General features: G+C 27.8%; 13 protein-coding genes, 2 tRNA genes and 1 other RNA gene. 10 read left to right on the top strand and 6 right to left on the bottom strand.

The features are described from left to right. The first annotated feature begins 4 nt into the window (after positions 1 to 4). Positions 5 to 934 (top strand): aminopeptidase, encoded by a 930-nt coding sequence (locus FYJ26_RS01130; RefSeq protein ID WP_229771184.1) that lies wholly within the window; start codon positions 5 to 7, stop codon positions 932 to 934. 785 nt (positions 935 to 1,719) lie between these two features. Here FYJ26_RS01130 and FYJ26_RS01125 read toward each other — a convergent pair. Next, positions 1,720 to 1,795 (bottom strand) — tRNA-Thr (locus FYJ26_RS01125). A 137-nt stretch (positions 1,796 to 1,932) separates the two neighbouring features. On the opposite strand from FYJ26_RS01125, the gene tuf reads away from it, so the two are divergent. From tuf to FYJ26_RS01110, 3 genes are all read left to right on the top strand, one after another. Further along, entirely contained in the window at positions 1,933 to 3,129 is a 1,197-nt protein-coding gene (gene tuf, locus FYJ26_RS01120) for an elongation factor Tu (RefSeq protein ID WP_154538898.1), read from the top strand. Between the two features lie 62 nt (positions 3,130 to 3,191). Beyond that, positions 3,192 to 4,454: a putative glycoside hydrolase gene (locus FYJ26_RS01115; protein ID WP_154538897.1), complete on the top strand. Its 1,263-nt coding sequence runs from the start codon at positions 3,192 to 3,194 to the stop codon at positions 4,452 to 4,454. A gap of 9 nt (positions 4,455 to 4,463) precedes the next feature. Next, positions 4,464 to 5,096, top strand: coding sequence for a transporter associated domain-containing protein (locus tag FYJ26_RS01110; RefSeq protein ID WP_154538896.1), 633 nt, complete (start codon positions 4,464 to 4,466; stop codon positions 5,094 to 5,096). A 41-nt stretch (positions 5,097 to 5,137) separates the two neighbouring features. Here FYJ26_RS01110 and FYJ26_RS01105 read toward each other — a convergent pair whose 3' ends face one another. Then, on the bottom strand, positions 5,138 to 5,992 hold the full coding sequence (locus tag FYJ26_RS01105; protein ID WP_326831220.1) for an AraC family transcriptional regulator: 855 nt from the start codon (positions 5,990 to 5,992) through the stop codon (positions 5,138 to 5,140). A gap of 136 nt (positions 5,993 to 6,128) precedes the next feature. Between FYJ26_RS01105 and FYJ26_RS01100 the strand changes: the two genes are divergently transcribed. Next, the gene (locus tag FYJ26_RS01100) at positions 6,129 to 7,781 is read left to right on the top strand and encodes a GlgB N-terminal domain-containing protein (RefSeq protein ID WP_154538894.1); all 1,653 of its coding nucleotides are present in this window, start codon (positions 6,129 to 6,131) and stop codon (positions 7,779 to 7,781) included. A gap of 54 nt (positions 7,782 to 7,835) precedes the next feature. On the opposite strand, the gene cbpB is transcribed toward FYJ26_RS01100, so the two are convergent. From cbpB to FYJ26_RS01085, 3 genes are all read right to left on the bottom strand, one after another. Further along, positions 7,836 to 8,312, bottom strand: a complete 477-nt coding sequence (gene cbpB, locus FYJ26_RS01095; protein ID WP_154538893.1) for a cyclic-di-AMP-binding protein CbpB — start codon at positions 8,310 to 8,312, stop codon at positions 7,836 to 7,838. A gap of 71 nt (positions 8,313 to 8,383) precedes the next feature. After that, positions 8,384 to 8,650, bottom strand: an RNA gene (ffs, locus tag FYJ26_RS01090) — signal recognition particle sRNA large type. Then, a tRNA-Ser gene (locus FYJ26_RS01085) sits at positions 8,650 to 8,740 on the bottom strand. The genes ffs and FYJ26_RS01085 overlap by 1 nt, the downstream gene beginning before the upstream one ends. Positions 8,741 to 8,851: 111 nt before the next feature. Here FYJ26_RS01085 and dnaX point away from each other — a divergent pair. The 5 genes from dnaX to hydF all read left to right on the top strand — a co-directional run bounded on the left by dnaX (position 8,852) and on the right by hydF (position 14,604). Next, complete coding sequence (dnaX, locus tag FYJ26_RS01080; protein WP_154538892.1) at positions 8,852 to 10,573, top strand: DNA polymerase III subunit gamma/tau; 1,722 nt, start codon at positions 8,852 to 8,854, stop codon at positions 10,571 to 10,573. An 11-nt stretch (positions 10,574 to 10,584) separates the two neighbouring features. Next, entirely contained in the window at positions 10,585 to 10,920 is a 336-nt protein-coding gene (locus FYJ26_RS01075; protein WP_154538891.1) for a YbaB/EbfC family nucleoid-associated protein, read from the top strand. Further along, entirely contained in the window at positions 10,920 to 11,519 is a 600-nt protein-coding gene (recR, locus tag FYJ26_RS01070) for a recombination mediator RecR (RefSeq protein ID WP_154538890.1), read from the top strand. The genes FYJ26_RS01075 and recR overlap by 1 nt, the downstream gene beginning before the upstream one ends. A 524-nt stretch (positions 11,520 to 12,043) precedes the next feature. Further along, positions 12,044 to 13,468: a [FeFe] hydrogenase H-cluster radical SAM maturase HydG gene (hydG, locus tag FYJ26_RS01065; protein ID WP_154538889.1), complete on the top strand. Its 1,425-nt coding sequence runs from the start codon at positions 12,044 to 12,046 to the stop codon at positions 13,466 to 13,468. Beyond that, entirely contained in the window at positions 13,465 to 14,604 is a 1,140-nt protein-coding gene (gene hydF, locus FYJ26_RS01060; RefSeq protein WP_154538888.1) for a [FeFe] hydrogenase H-cluster maturation GTPase HydF, read from the top strand. Before hydG ends, hydF begins: the two co-directional genes overlap by 4 nt. Positions 14,605 to 14,623: 19 nt before the next feature. Here hydF and FYJ26_RS01055 read toward each other — a convergent pair whose 3' ends face one another. Next, entirely contained in the window at positions 14,624 to 16,432 is a 1,809-nt protein-coding gene (locus tag FYJ26_RS01055) for an ATP-dependent helicase (protein WP_154538887.1), read from the bottom strand. Positions 16,433 to 16,525: the final 93 nt, after the last annotated feature.

Below are 16,525 nucleotides of genomic sequence, written 5' to 3'. Positions count from 1 at the left end.
TTTTTTGAACAGTTACAAAAAGGTTTTAATTGATGCAATGGGTATAAAAGAACAAGAAAAAGTTTTAATACTCACTGATGACAACAAAATTAATATAGCAAATAAATTGTATGAAGAAGCAAAAAACATAGCGAAAGAATCTTATCTATTTGTTATGAAACCAAGAAGAGTAAGTGGGGAACAATTACCTTTAGAAGTTGAAGAACTAATGAAATCGGTAGATGTCGTTATTGCAGCTACTACAGTTTCAATGACGCATACAAATGCAAAAGTAAATGCATTAAAATCAGGTACAAGAGTTGCAAGCATGCCTGGAATTACTGAAGATATGTTCGAAAACGGTGCAATAAATGCCAATTATGATGAAGTTATCAAGTTAACTGAGGTAATTACAGAAAAACTTACAAAGGCAAAATATGCAAGAATAGAAAAAGATGGCTATACTTTAAATTTAAACCTAGACGGAAGGTCTGGTGTTTCTTCCCCTGGCGTATATAAAAATAAAGGCGAAGGCGGAAATTTGCCTTCTGGAGAAGCGTATATAGCGCCTATTGAGACTGGTGTAAATGGAAAAATGTTAATTGATGGTTCAATGGTTGGAATAGGCCTTTTGAAAAAACCATTGCTTGTTGAAATAGAAAATGGCAAGATAGTCAAATTAGAGGGTGATGATGACAATAAGCTTTCAATTCTCTTTGTAAGTGAAGAAAATCACACTATAGCAGAACTTGGAATTGGAACAAATTCTGCCGCAAGACTTACTGGAGTGATTCTTGAAGACGAAAAAATATATGGAACTGTTCATATAGCTTTTGGTACAAATACATCATTTGGCGGGAAAAACCAAGCAAGTTGCCACCTTGATGGGATAATTCTTAATCCGACGCTGTATCTAGATGATGAAAAACTTTTAGAAAACGGGAGATTTTTATAATTATTTTTTCTAAGTTTAAAAAAGTGGTTCAATATCTGAACTCAATTCTGTAAATATTGAATCTAATAATCTATTTTGAGCGGAATGTAGTCTGTAATTTACAGAAGATTTCGCTTGATTTTTTAGTGAAAAAAAGGCATATTTAATTATTTACCTTACAATTAATTAACCACAACTTAAAAAGGAGACTAAATATGTCTATTGATTATTTTATTACAAATTTACTAAATATTAAAGTGGATAATATATCTTTTTTGGGTGATATTCATCATGAATTTATTAAGGGTGTTAAGAGACATTTAATGTATTTTAATGATAAGATTTATCTTAAGATGCATGTGTCTATTAATATTTATTTTGAGTATTTAGATTTTATTGAGAATTCTTTTATTTATAAATATCCTAATGATTCTATTGAAGGGATTAACAATTTTATTAAGCTATTAAGCATATTTATTTTAGATCATTTGTTAATTTTAGGACTAGAGTTTTTGTAAGTAGGAATCTAGTTTTAAGAAATTAAAAACCAAGAAGTAGTATGTTCTACTTTCTTACTTCCTTGGAAATAATTGTGTTTATTTTATCTACCAACACTATTTAACAAAGAATAAAAAAAGAAGAAAGCAGATCACTTTCTTCTTGATTCTCTATATTGTACCATTAGTTATTTTTTTATTGTGTTACCAACCAGTTACCAACGTGTTACCAAACCAGTCGGATTTCTCCAAATTTCTTAGCATTTTTATCAATACAAACGTTGAAATTCCGTAAAAATGGGCATAAAATGGAGCCACTTCCCAGAATCGAACTGAGGACCTCATCCTTACCATGGATGCGCTCTACCTACTGAGCTAAAGTGGCACTTAATTAAGTATACTACCTGTTTTAAAAAATTGCAAATTTTTTATTTATTCAATAAAAAACGGTATAATGTTCTTAATTCTAGTAAAATTATTAAATTTATGGTATAGTAAAATTATAATATTTAGGAGGATGAAATGAGTAAAGAAACATTTGAAAGAAGTAAACCACATATTAATATTGGTACAATAGGACACGTTGACCATGGTAAAACAACAACAACAGCAGCAATTACATTAGTATTAAATAAAAAATACGGAACAGGTGAATCAATTGATTATGATAAAATCGATAAAGCTCCAGAAGAGAGAGAAAGAGGAATCACAATCAACACATCTGTAGTAGAATATGAAACACCAAACAGACACTATGCACATATTGACGCACCAGGTCACGCTGACTACGTTAAAAACATGATAACAGGAGCAGCCCAAATGGACGGAGCAATCATAGTAGTATCAGCAGCAGACGGTCCAATGCCACAAACAAGAGAACACATTCTACTAGCAAGACAAGTAGGAGTACCAAAAATCGCAGTATTCTTAAACAAAGAAGACCAAGTAGATGATCCAGAATTAATCGAACTAGTAGAAATGGAAGTAAGAGATTTACTAAACGAATACGACTTCGATGGAGATGGAGCACCAGTAGTAGTAGGATCAGCATTAAAAGCAATCCAAGAAGGTGGAGAAGGACCATGGTCAGATAAAATCCTAAACCTAATGGAACAAGTAGATGAATACTTTGACATACCAGAAAGAGACAATGACCAACCATTCCTAATGCCAGTAGAAGACGTAATGACAATCTCAGGACGTGGAACAGTAGCAACAGGAAGAGTAGAAAGAGGAACTCTAAAACTAGGCTCAACAGTAGAAATCGTAGGATTAACTGACAAAACAAGAGAAGTAGTAGTAACAGGAATAGAAATGTTCCACAAATCACTAGAAGTAACAGAATCAGGAGATAACTGTGCGTTACTACTAAGAGGAGTTCAAAGAAACGAAATCCAAAGAGGGCAAGTAATAGCAGCACCAGGTTCAGTACACCCACACACAGAATTTGAAGGCCAAGTATACGTACTAACCAAAGAAGAAGGTGGACGTCATACACCATTCTTCTCAGGCTATAGACCACAATTCTTCTTTAGAACAACAGACGTAACAGGAGACATCCAACTAGAAGAAGGAACAGAAATGGTAATGCCAGGAGACAATGCAACATTCAAAATCACATTACAAAAACCAATAGCTCTTGAAGAAGGACTAAGATTCGCAGTAAGAGAAGGTGGAAGAACAGTTGCTTCAGGAGTTGTAACAAAAGTTATCCAATAAAAAATATAGAGTGGGTCTTTTTGACTTGCTCTTTTTTTATTTTAAACAAGCTAGGAGTTTTTATGAAGCATAGAAATTTTTTATTAGCTCTAATTGTTTCTCTTATTTTCATGTTTACTTCTTGTGTCAGTAAGGATAATAAAGGTAATGATTTATCAAATGATGTAAGTTCCAATAAAAAATTAAGTGATAAAAGAGAAAAAAAGCCTATAGGTGAGCCTTATGAAGTAGGGATAACTCCTGATGACTATAATATGGATTATGATACATCTAGGCTAAAATCATTAGACGAAAAAAAATCTAAATATTATCCTAAGGACGGAGTTAAGGGTTTATACTTTAATACCTATGCTATAGCAAATCCAAAAACATATGATAAAATTATAAATTTATTAGATTCTACCAAGCTAAATTCAGTCGTGATAGATATTAAGGATGATTGGGGAAATATCACTTGCGAATTTAAAACAGATAATGAAGATATAAAATATGCAACAAGTAAGGTTATAGATGTAGAAAAATTTATCAAGGATATGCATTCAAAAGGTATTTATGTTATAGGAAGAATAACCACTTTCAAAGATTCTGTTATAACTAAAAAACATCCTGAATGGGGTTTTACATTAAAAGATGGGTCTTTATGGACTAATGCTAATGGAGAAGCTTTTATGAATCCATTTATGGATGAGGTTAGAAAATATGATTTAGAGATTGCAGAACTTGCGGCAAAATCAGGATTTGATGAAATCCAATTTGATTATATAAGATTTGCTGAAGGATTTGAAACTTTCCAGGGAGAACTTAATTATCCAATGGGTAGGTGGCAAGATTTAAAAATGAAAGATGGAGAAAAAAGAATAGATGCTATAACTTCGTTTGTGAAAGATGCAAGAGAAATGCTTCAAGCCTACGATATGCCTTGTGGAATAGATGTTTTTGGTTATGCAATGCAAGTTGGAAGAGCTGAGGGAATTGGTCAGGATTTTAAGGAAATGGCTAATGAAGCTGATGTAATGAGTTCAATGATATACCCATCCCATTGGAGTTCTTTTTCGTTTGACCTAGAAAAACCAGATCTTGAACCATATGAATTAGTTAGAAGGTATCTAAAAGAAGAGCAAAAAGAATTTAAAGAAATTAACCATAAACCTAAGTCTAGACCATGGATTCAAGATTTTACAGCATCATGGATAGGACAGGGCAATTATATGGAATATGATGCTGGTGCAGTTCAAGCTCAAGTTGATGCTATCTATGATAGTGGACAAGATGAATTCTTAATATGGAATTCATCTGCAGAATATACTGAGGGTGTTAAATATTAGTGAGGTTTTATGGAGAAATTGATTAGAGAATTTATAGATAAGGCTATAAAATTTATAGAAGTTTTAATATGTATTGCCATATTAATATCTGTCCTATTGTCAGTTCCAAATCTTTTAAGATATGGGATTGATATCGTTTCATCTTCTAATGTAAGAAGTAACTATGAGCTTTTAAATGAGTTTTTAAAGCATGCACTTTTATTGGTGGTGGGTATTGAGCTTTTGGAGATGATAATCACTAAAAGTCATGAATCTGTTCTTACTCTAATTCTTTTTGTAATAGCAAGAAAAATGTTGGTTTATTCTGTAGGTTTAGTTGATATACTTATTGGTTCAATATCTATTGGACTTATATTTGCAATAATAAAATTTGTAATAAATGATGACAAACTTATGGCAACGATTGATAATACTTTTTCTGCCGCAATGACTGTAGAAAAGATAAAAAAAGAATTTGCTCTAGATATACCTCAAGATATGTCAAATACTCTTGGCGGTTTAGTTTATGAGATTGCAAAGCTAGAAGATGTAAAAGAAATTAAAGAAAAAACAAAACTTATATATGGAAAGTATATGTATAAGGTGGTTTCAATTGAAGATAATGTTATACAAAGAGTAAGAATTGAAGAGTTAAAAAACTAAAAAAGGGTTGTTGCAAAATTACATTTGCAACAACTCCTTTTTTAAATTCTATGATTTTTTCTAAATTGTGAAGGTGTTATACCGACCTTCTTTTTAAAAACCTGATTAAAATAAGACTGAGAATTAAAACCCACTATAGAAGAAATTTCTTCCATAGAGTGATTAGTACTTATTAATAAGTTTTTAGTTACCTCGATTCTTTTAAGAATAAGGTATTCTATAGGGGTTACCCTATAATTTTGCTTGAATTCTGAAATTAAATGGAACTTATTCATATAAGCCATTTTAGATAAGTTTTCAAGTCTTATATCTTCTGAGTAATTGTTATCAATAAAATTTTTGATATAATCAATTTGTTTGTTGATTTTTATATCGTTTGTTATCTTAAACTCATCGCTTAAATTTCTAAGTAAAGTTATTACAAATTCGCTTGCTTTAGCATTTGCCATAGACTTAGAATAAGGATCTTTTGAATTAAATTCATTGTTGATGTCATTGAAAGAATTTAAAAAGTAATCTTTCATCTCATCTATAGAGTTGTAGTAATATTTATCCTCTTCTAAATTTTCGTTATTATCTACTGATTTGACAAAAATACTATCAACTCCGAATGAAACATAAATAAGATTCTCATCATCTTTCGATGAATATATACTGTGACCAACATTTGAATTTATTATCAAAAAGTCATCTTTTTTTACATCAATCATTTTATCTTCAATAGAAAATTTTCCATTGCCATCAATAATAAAATAAAACTCAGTAAAAGGATGAAAATGAATCCTAGAGCTTATTTTATTCGATGAAGAATTTTTCTTAGCATAAAGTACATTTAAGTATATACTTTGCATTGCTGTGTTATCGTTTTCGTTATTATCTATCATTACCATAATCATCGTCCCTTTTTGCTTGATTCATATACCATTATACAGAAAATGACAAGTTAAAACAAGTGAATTTTACAGTACTAAGCAAGAAATTTGTGATATAATGTACTATAGTTAATAATATTAATAAAAGAAAGGAATATTTATGGATACAAGGAACTACTTAGAAGGAAAATCAAATGAAGGTTTTAAATTTTTTGGTAATCATAAAAAAGGAAATAAATCTTATATATTTAGGCTCCTTGCACCGAATGCTGAAAATGTTTATATAAAGGGAGATTTCAATAATTGGAAAAGTGAAAAACTCAGAAAATACAACACAGGTGTATTTTCAAAAACAATAAAAAATTCTAAGGTTAATGATGAATATATCTATATAATAGAAGATAAAAATGGAAATAAGATTTATAAGCTTGATCCATATGCAAAAATTCAAAATAAAGATTTTTCTAATTCAATAGTCTATGATGATTCTTATAAATTCTCTTATAAATATAAAAATAAGAAAAATCTTAATTTATATCAAGTAAATTTAAGATATTTAAATGAAATTGGTGTTTTTGATGATGATAAATCAATGACAAAATATATTGAATATATTAAAAATTTAAACTTTAGCCATATTTTATTTATGCCTATAACTTCATATAAAGATGTAGAATCCCTAGGTTATAGCCCATTTAGTTTTTTTTCTTTGGATGTAAATTTAGACATTTACAAGATAAAAAGATTTATAGATTTAAGTCATAGGGATGGCCTAGGAGTTTTAGTAGAATTTTCCCTAAATGAGTTTGATAATAGCGAAAAGTCCCTAATAAATTTTGATTTTTCTAATATGTATAACTATGATTATGAAGATATACTTTATAATTATAAGAGAAATATTAATCTAGATATAGGTAAAGATATAGTTAAGTCTTTTGTTAAATCTATTATATTTTATTGGATTAAAGAGTTTAATTTAGATGGTGTATTCATATCAAATCTAGAAGATGTTATTTTTTGGCAAGGAGATATTAGTAGAGGAATCAACGAAAAATGGCTTAATTTTTTAAAAGATTTAAATGAAGAAATAAAAAATGAATCAAAAATTTCTATTGGAAATTATAATTCTATATATAATAATGATATAAACAAAGATTTAGGTTTTTCTTATATTTTTGATAGGTCGTTTTCTAATATTATTAAACTATTTCAAAAGATTCCTTTTTATAGAGATAATTACAAGGAAATGGTTAAAAAATATTTTGAAAGAGATTTAAATAACTTTATTTTAGGTTTTAATTATTATGATAGCTTAAGTGAAGGGTGTTCTCTTTTAATGAAGATGTATTCTGAAGATTTTAAATATGACCAATTAAAAACTCTTTTTACTTTTTTATATAGTATAGAATCTAATAAAATTATTTTTATGGGAGATGAATTTGGATCAATTGAGAAATTTGATTTAAGAAAATTATCAAGAATTAAGATAAATAAAGATGAGGAAGAAGATTTTTTAGAGTTTTTCAAGGATTTATCTTATATATATAATAACATATTTAATAATTTTTCTGGAAAAATAAAGGATGAAATTTTAGAAATAGAAGGTTATAGTTTATATGCTATTAAAAGATTATACAAGAAGAAAAATTATTTACTTTTATTTAACTTTACAGACCTAAGCTACAATCTTAAATCTCCATATTTCTTAGATACACTTATTTCTACAAAAAATAATAAAAAGAGTATTGAAAAGGATGAAATAATTAATATAAAACCTTTTGAATCTTTTATATTTCAAATATATAAGCCATAATATAGTTATAACCCAAAAGTTGATTTTAGTTCCAACTTTTGGGTTATTAACTTACTACAGCTTATTTAATCTTTTTATAAGTTTATATTCATTTTCAATATTGTGAGCTATATTAGTAAATCTCTCTAAAACTGTCTTTCTTGTAATTATACCTAAAAAATAACCATTTTTATGTGTAATACAAATAAAATTATTATTAATAATTAATCTTAAAACATCCTCAAGGTCAGAGTCATCAAATAGTATAGGAACTATTTGGTCCATAACTTCGTATACTTTCGTTTCAGTTAACTTTTTTTCATTAAAAAAACTTACATTTTCGCATGAAATAACAATTTTTGATATAGAAATTAAACCTCTTACTCTATCTTTAGTATCAAGAACAGGAATTGTTTGATAGCCTCTATTAGATAGGACTAAAATAGCATGTAGTAAGGAGTCATCTTCTCTTAAAACTGCAACTTCACTTGCTGGAGTTATAATATTTGCAGTTGGTTCATTAAACAAATCTTTGATTTTTTTACCGATCATATCTACTCCTATTAGCTATAAAAATAGCCCTTTGTAAAACAAATAACAAAAGGCTAAATTATATAATATGTAAGCACACCCAAGCTCGTGCGATAGAATCTATACGTTACTTAGACAGCCAGCTCATGATAGGTGACCTTACGGCACATAGAAAAATCTGCTTAATGCTGCTACGTTCCCGTCCTGACATGGTTCACAGTTTTCTATTGCGTAAGACCCATCAATCAACACTACTTTTCTAAGGCAGGCTATATATTTTAAAACCCTAACTTGGGAATTCAACCCTGCTATAGCGGATTGCAGGTTATAGGGCACCGCTAACTCCCCATCTAGTGCATGGCGGAGAGCAAGGGATTTGAACCCTTGATACACTATCAATGTATACACGATTTCCAATCGTGCTCCTTAAGCCACTCGGACAGCTCTCCATGATGCTTACAAAAATGAATTATACTTTAAATACTCAGAATTTCAAATTAATTTTTAAAATTATAAATATTTACCTACTATGGTATAATTTTATAAGGAAAGGAATGATTATGGCAAAAGCTTTATATAGAGAATATAGACCACAAAATTTTGATAATGTTTTGGGGCAAGATAGGGTTGTAAATGTATTGAAAAATCAAGTAAAATCATCTCAGATATCCCATGCTTATCTATTTGCTGGGGAGAGAGGTTGTGGTAAGACCACCTGTGCAAAAATATTTGCTAAGGCGATAAATTGTTTAAATCCTAGAAATGGTTCTCCTTGTGGAGAATGTGAAAATTGCAAGTCTATTGATGAAGAATCGACAATGGATATTGTAGAAATGGATGCAGCAAGTAATAGAAGAATAGATGATATTAGAAGTTTAAAAGAAACAGTTATATATCTACCAAATAACTTAAGATATAAGGTCTACATAATAGATGAAGCTCACATGATTACACGAGAGGCCTTTAATGCTTTATTAAAGATAATGGAAGAACCTCCTAGTCATTTAGTATTTATATTAGCTACAACAGAGATAGATAAAATACCAAAGACCATTCTATCTAGAGTTCAAAAGTTTGAATTTAATAAGATTGGAAAGACTGATATAATAAAACAGATAGATACTATTTTAAGAGATAAAAATATAAGCATGGACAATGAGGCGAAAGAGCTTGTTGTAGCAAAGGCTAGTGGAGCTATGAGAGATGCTTTATCAATACTTGACCAAGTTTTATCTATTAATAAAAAGAATTTTACACTTGCTGATGTACAATCTATTCTGGGAGTTGTAGAATCTAAGAATATAGATCTATTACTTGATAAGATAATTGGCTTAAATCAAAAAGGTGCTTTAGATATTTTATTTACTTTAAGAGAAAACAAAAAGGATGATATGGATATTCTTGATTCACTTACTATTTATCTAAGAGATATCATGATATATAAGACAAGTGCTAGCGAAAAACATATAAATTCTTTAGATTTTCTAGATAATATAAAAGAAAAATCAGAAAAAATTTCTAATAATCAAATTATCTCTTACCTTGAAATCATAAATGACTATTCAAATAGAATGAAAAATTCTTTTAATACATCACTTTTAATGGAAATGCTTTTGTTAAGACTTATCAATTTAAAAGATGAGAAAAATATTGAATCTAGGATAGAGAGTTTGGAGAAAAATAATCCAAGTAATAATATAGATCTTATAAATAAGATAGTCGAAGAAAAACTTGCTGATATTGATGTATTGTCTATAAAAACTAGACAAAATAACAATTTTAAAATCAATGATGAGTCCACTGAAAGAGATGATTCATTGAAGAAAGACATAAATGAAGAAATTAAAGATAATAATTTAGAAGTTTTATCTTCTAAAATAGAAGAAAGAAACAATGAAGAAAGGATTTTAAGAGAAGATAAAACTCTAAGCAAAAAAGATGAGGAAAATATTAAAAAGGCTCTCAAAAATAACTGTTCACCATTGATTAGAACTTTTATAGATAAAGAAGGCTTAAATTATGATATAATTAAGAACAAGCTTGTTGTTTATTACGAAAGCTCTTTTTATTATCAATCTTTAGAGGCAGCAAAAGATAATATAAAATCTATAATTAAGACTATTACTGGTATAGATTTCAATATTGATATTGAAAATATTGACAAAAAAAATTATAAAAAGAATAATAATATAGAAGAATCTAATAATATGAAAATAGACTCAGAAAATATAATAGATAAATTAGAAAAAGTCTTTGGAAAAGACATAACAATTGAAGAATAAAGGAGATTAACATGGTAAGAGGCGGATTCCCAGGCGGTGGAAATATGAATAATATGATGAAAAAAGTACAAAAAATGCAACAAGATATGGCTAAGGCTCAAGCTGAGATAGAAGAAAAAGAATTTACTTCAACAGCTGGAGGCGGAGTTATTGAAGCAACTGTTAATGGAAAAAAAGAGCTTATAAAAGTAAAAATTGACGAAGATGTTGTTGATCCAGAAGATACTGAAATGCTTGAAGATCTAGTGGTTGCTGCTATTAATGATGCACTTAAAAAGGCTGATGAATATAGTCAAAAAGAAATGGGCAAATTAACAGGAAATCTAAATATTCCTGGATTAATGTAATGAGTTTATATCCTGAAAGTTTAACTAATCTAATAGAACAATTTCAAAAGCTTCCAACTATTGGTAAAAAAAGCGCTGAAAGATTAGCCATGAGTATAGTTGATAAAGATTCAAAGTCTGTAGAGGACTTCTCAAATGCCTTAAAAGAAGTTAAAGATAAAATTCATCCTTGCAAGATTTGTGGTAATCTTACTGAAGATGATATATGTAATATATGTAAAGATGTTTCAAGAGATGAAACAACTATTTGCGTCATAGAAGATGTAAGAAACCTCATAGCGATTGAGAAATCTTCGGTCTATCATGGAAGATATCATATACTTGGAGGACTGATATCACCATCTGATAATGTCAAAGCAGAAGACTTATCAATAGATAAACTTTTAGAAAGAATTGATAAGGAAGGAATAAAAGAGATTATACTTGCCATATCATCAACTATAGAAGGTGAAACAACTTCTCTGTTTTTGGCTCATCTTCTAGAAAATAAAGATGTAAGAGTATCAAAAATAGCATCAGGAATACCCGTAGGTTCAAATCTCGAATATTTTGATCAACTTACCTTAGAAAGAGCTTTGGAAGATAGAAGAGAAATATGAAATTTATAGAAAATATAGGTTAGAATTTAGTTTTTTTATTTAAAAATTTTGTGAAAATAATAGCAAAAATAAAGTAAGTGAATATCGACAAGTCTAGCAATTAAGTTCAGAATAAGCGTTAGATATAGTTAACAATTAAATTAGAATTTGTTATAAAAATCAAAGAGTTGATATAAACTTATCTTAAATAACATAAAATTTAGTATGGCTCAAAAAAATAGAAGTTAATAAAGCATATCTTTAGAAATCATGTAATAAACTTATAAATAATATAAGTCCTAGTGATATGAGTAAAGCTTATGATATAATTAAAGAAGAATTATATAGTAAGTGATAAAGAAATTGACTATATTATTAATAATGTTAATTTTATGATTTTAAGTCAATTTAAATAAAAATTTGTCATAAGACAATGTTTATATTATATAAAATTACAATTTATATGATAAACTTTATTATAATTCAAATTGAATCTGAACAAGACCATCCTTAATGGGATGGTTTTTAAACTTAAAGGAGTAGCAATGTCTGTTTATGATGTAAAATCAAAATATGCAGAAGAATTTATTAATCACGAAGAGATTATGGAATCTCTTGATTATGGAAAAAGAAATAGTAAAAATGATAAATTAATAAGAGAAATTCTTGAAAAGGCAAGAAAAGCTAAGGGATTAAGTCACAGAGAAGCATTTGTCTTACTTTCCTGTGAACTTGATGATTTTAATGAGGAGATATTTAAACTTGCAAAAGAATTAAAACTTAAATTCTATGGAAATAGGATAGTTTTATTTGCACCTCTATATCTTTCAAATTATTGTGTAAATGGATGCTTATATTGCCCATACCATGCTAAAAACAAGACCATACCAAGAAGAAAACTTAATCAAGATGAAATCAGGAAAGAAGTTATTGCTCTTCAAGATATGGGTCATAAAAGATTAGCTCTTGAAACTGGAGAAGATCCTATTAATAATCCTATTGATTATGTTTTAGAATCTATAAAAACTATTTACTCTATAAAACATAAAAATGGATCTATAAGAAGGGTTAATGTAAATATAGCAGCAACAACAATTGAAAATTATAAAAAACTTTTAGATGCAGAAATTGGAACCTACATATTATTTCAAGAAACCTATCACAAAAAAAATTACGAAACCTTGCATCCATCAGGACCAAAACACGACTATAATTATCATACAGAAGCTATGGATAGGGCAATGGAGGCAGGAATAAATGATGTTGGATGTGGTGTTTTATTTGGACTTCAAAATTATGAATATGAGTTTGTTGGACTTCTAATGCATGCAGAACACTTAGAGGCAAAATTTAATTGTGGTCCTCACACTATATCTGTTCCTAGAATCCAACCAGCAGATGATATAGATCCTGATGAATTTGATAATTCCTTAAGTGATAGAATGTTTGAAAAAATAATAGCATGTCTTAGAATTGCAGTTCCTTATACAGGTATGATTATATCAACTAGAGAATCCAAAGAAGTAAGAGAGAAAGTCTTAGACTTAGGTATAAGCCAAATTTCAGGTGGCTCAAAAACTACTGTTGGTGGATATTCTAAAGACATAGGTGATGTATCAGGCTCAAATCAATTTGAATTATCTGATAATAGAACTTTGGACGATGTTGTAAATTGGTTAATAGGTATGGATTATATACCTTCATTTTGTACAGCTTGTTATAGGGAAGGAAGAGTTGGAGAAAAGTTCATGTCCATAGTAAAAGATCATGGTATAGGACAGATGTGCCAACCTAATGCTCTCTTGACCCTAGATGAGTATTTAACTGACTATGCAAGTGATGATACAAGAAATATTGGACAAATTTTAATTAAAAAAGAAATAGATAAAATTGAAAATCCAAATCTTAGAGAAAATGCAAAAGAATGGCTTAAAGAAATCAAAGATGGAAAAAGAGATATACACGTATGATTCAATATAATTCAGAAAGACTTACCATGGTCTTGGTTGGAAAGACTAATTCTGGTAAGTCTTCCTTTTTAAATTTTATAACAGGAGAAGATACTTCTATAGTTTCAGAAGAAAGAGGTACTACAACTGATCCTATTAAAAAATCTATGGAAATTCATGATCTAGGACCTGTATTGTTTTATGATACGGCAGGATTTGACGATGGGTCAAGTCTTTATGAGAAAAGGTTAGAAAAAACAAAAAATTCTATAAAAAAGGCTGATATTATTCTTTACTTCCTATCTATAGAAGATAATTTAGATGATTTAATATCTATAAAAAACAATCACAAAAATATTATTTATATAGCAACAAAACAGGATATTTCAGATGGAATTAAGCTTATAGAGAAATTTAAAATTCTTGATCCTCTTGCGATTGATATAAAAAACAAAAAAAGTAAGGAGCAATTTTTTTTAAAGATAAAATCTTTATATGAATTTGAAGATAATACAATAACAAAGAAATTAGTAAAAGAAAAAAACCTAGTCTTACTTGTAATTCCTCAAGATAGTGAAGCTCCTAAGTTTAGGCTGATAAAACCACAGGTTATGACTATAAGAGAGATTATAGATAAAAATGCGAGTGTGGTTTGTACTAATCTAATAAACTTAGAAAATACACTTAGTTTTTTTAATAAGAAGCCTGATCTTGTTATTACTGATTCTCAGTATTTTAAAGAAGTTTATAAAATATTAGACAAGGATATAAAATTAACTTCATTTTCTGTACTTTTTTCAGCTTTTAAAGGTGATATTAATTATTATATTGAGTCTGTTAAAAAACTTAAAGATGGTAATAAAATTCTAATTACTGAAGCCTGTTCTCATCCACCTTTAACCGAAGATATAGGGACTGTTAAAATTCCAAAACTTCTAAGAAATAAATATAAGAATATAAGTATTGATTTTAAAAGAGGAGATGATTTTAAGGATATAGAAAAATATGATTTAATTATTCAATGTGGGGCTTGTATGTTTAATAAAAAATATGTAAGTGAAAGAATTAGAAAAGCCAAAGCTAAAAATATTCCTATGACAAATTATGGAATTTTAATAGCTTATCTTAACGGAATACTAGATAAGATAGAAAAATAAAAAGATAGACTGAGAGATCCTATCTTTTATTTTTTAATATTTCATAACTTTCCTTATAAAAGATTGATTGCTTAACCTTTTTTTTATTTCTTTTAGATAGGCTTAAGATATAAAGGCTATTTTTAGCTCTTGTAATAGCAACATAGAAAATCCTCCTTTCTTCTTCTAATCTTTGTTTTCTATCCTCATCACTAAATATAAGAGGAAATTCATTTTCAATAAGGTCTATTACAAATACTTTGTCATATTCTAGACCTTTTGAAGAATGTATAGTTGAAAGATAAAGTTTAGATTTTATTAAAGATTTGGATTTTTTCTGAAGTTTTTCAATCTTTTCTAACAATTCTTCTTTTGTTTTAATTCCTTTGGTAAAATTTATAGCACTTTCTATATATAAATCTTTATTTACTGTTTCTTGCATATATTTTCTACTTATCATATTTATGTAAGACTTATATGAGAGACTATTATAAATAAAGGATATTTTTTTATCATATGAAAGTTTTCTTATATGCTTAAGTTTTTTTTCAATATTAAACAAAGAATCAATTTTATAATCTTCTAATTCAATTCTATAAAAATAATCAAATATGTCTTCATTTATGGCCTTATAACTTAATTTTTCTATATCTTCTTTGCTTAAGTAGCTACTAACTTTATAATAAATTTCCTTAAAGAGTTCAACATTATTAAAATCATTAGAAAAATCTATTATTGATAAGAGATCTTTAAAAATCTTGCTTTCAAAAAAATCCAATACATTAATATTTACATTAAAATCAATATCATTATCAAAAAAATACGCTATAAGTGATATGGCTGAAATATTATTTCTAAAAAGAATTGCAGTTTTTTCATCACTTTTAAGATTTTTTCTTATAAATTGATATTCTTTAGATGAGTCAGCAAAAGTTTTTATAATTATATCATCTTTTTTATCTCTTTTTGCTATAAAGTTTTTATCATACCTTAACTTGTTATTTTGGATTAAGTATTTTGATAAATTAACAATATTTGATCCAGATCTGTGATTAGTATCAAGCCACATTATTTTAGAATTTTCAAATTTATTTTTAAAATTTAATAAATAAGATGGATTGGCTGCCCTGAATGAATAAATAGATTGATCATCATCTGCAACTATTAAAATATTATTCTCAGGATATATTATCTCTTCTAAAATCTTAAACTGTAATAAAGATGCATCTTGTCCTTCGTCAAGTTGATAATACTTATATTTACTCTTTATGGACATTAAGATAGATTTATCGTTTTTAAGTATCTCTAAAGCTTTTACTTGCATATCATCAAAATCTAGGAGGTGCTTTTTGTTTTTTATTTCTTCATATATTTCATAAATTTTACTTATATTTTTTATTTCTATATTTTTTAAGTAAGACTTATCTAAAATAGAGTTTTTCATAAAAGAAACTTCCCTAAAAAACAAAGCCAAATCTTCTTTAGAAATAGGGTAATGATTTACCTTCTCATAAATTTCACCGACCAAATTATATTTGTTGTAAATTTTTTCATCTTCTATAAGTCTTATTTCTCTATTGTATTTTCTTAAATAATTTCTAATTATTAAGTAGCAAAATGCATGGATTGTCATAAAATTAGACTTTAAGTCCTTAGATCTTTCTTTCATATCTTCAGCTTGAATTTTTGAAAATGTTAGAGAAAGTATTCTTGTCTTATCAATAATTCTTGAAAGTATTTTTATTCTTTCTAAAAGCATTGTTGTCTTACCACTTCCAGGTATGGCTAATACTAATAAGGGTCCCTCTTTATGATTTGCTGCTTTTTCTTGTTTACTTGTCAATATCATATTTATATTTTATCATATAAGTATGGAAATTTACTATATAAAGCTTTTCATTATTACTTTGGCTTAATTTAAGGTATAGTATAAAAAACGGGA

The organism is Anaerococcus porci (genome assembly GCF_009696575.1).
GTDB lineage: Bacteria > Bacillota > Clostridia > Tissierellales > Peptoniphilaceae > Anaerococcus > Anaerococcus porci.
This window is presented reverse-complemented; position numbering and strand designations above follow the sequence as displayed.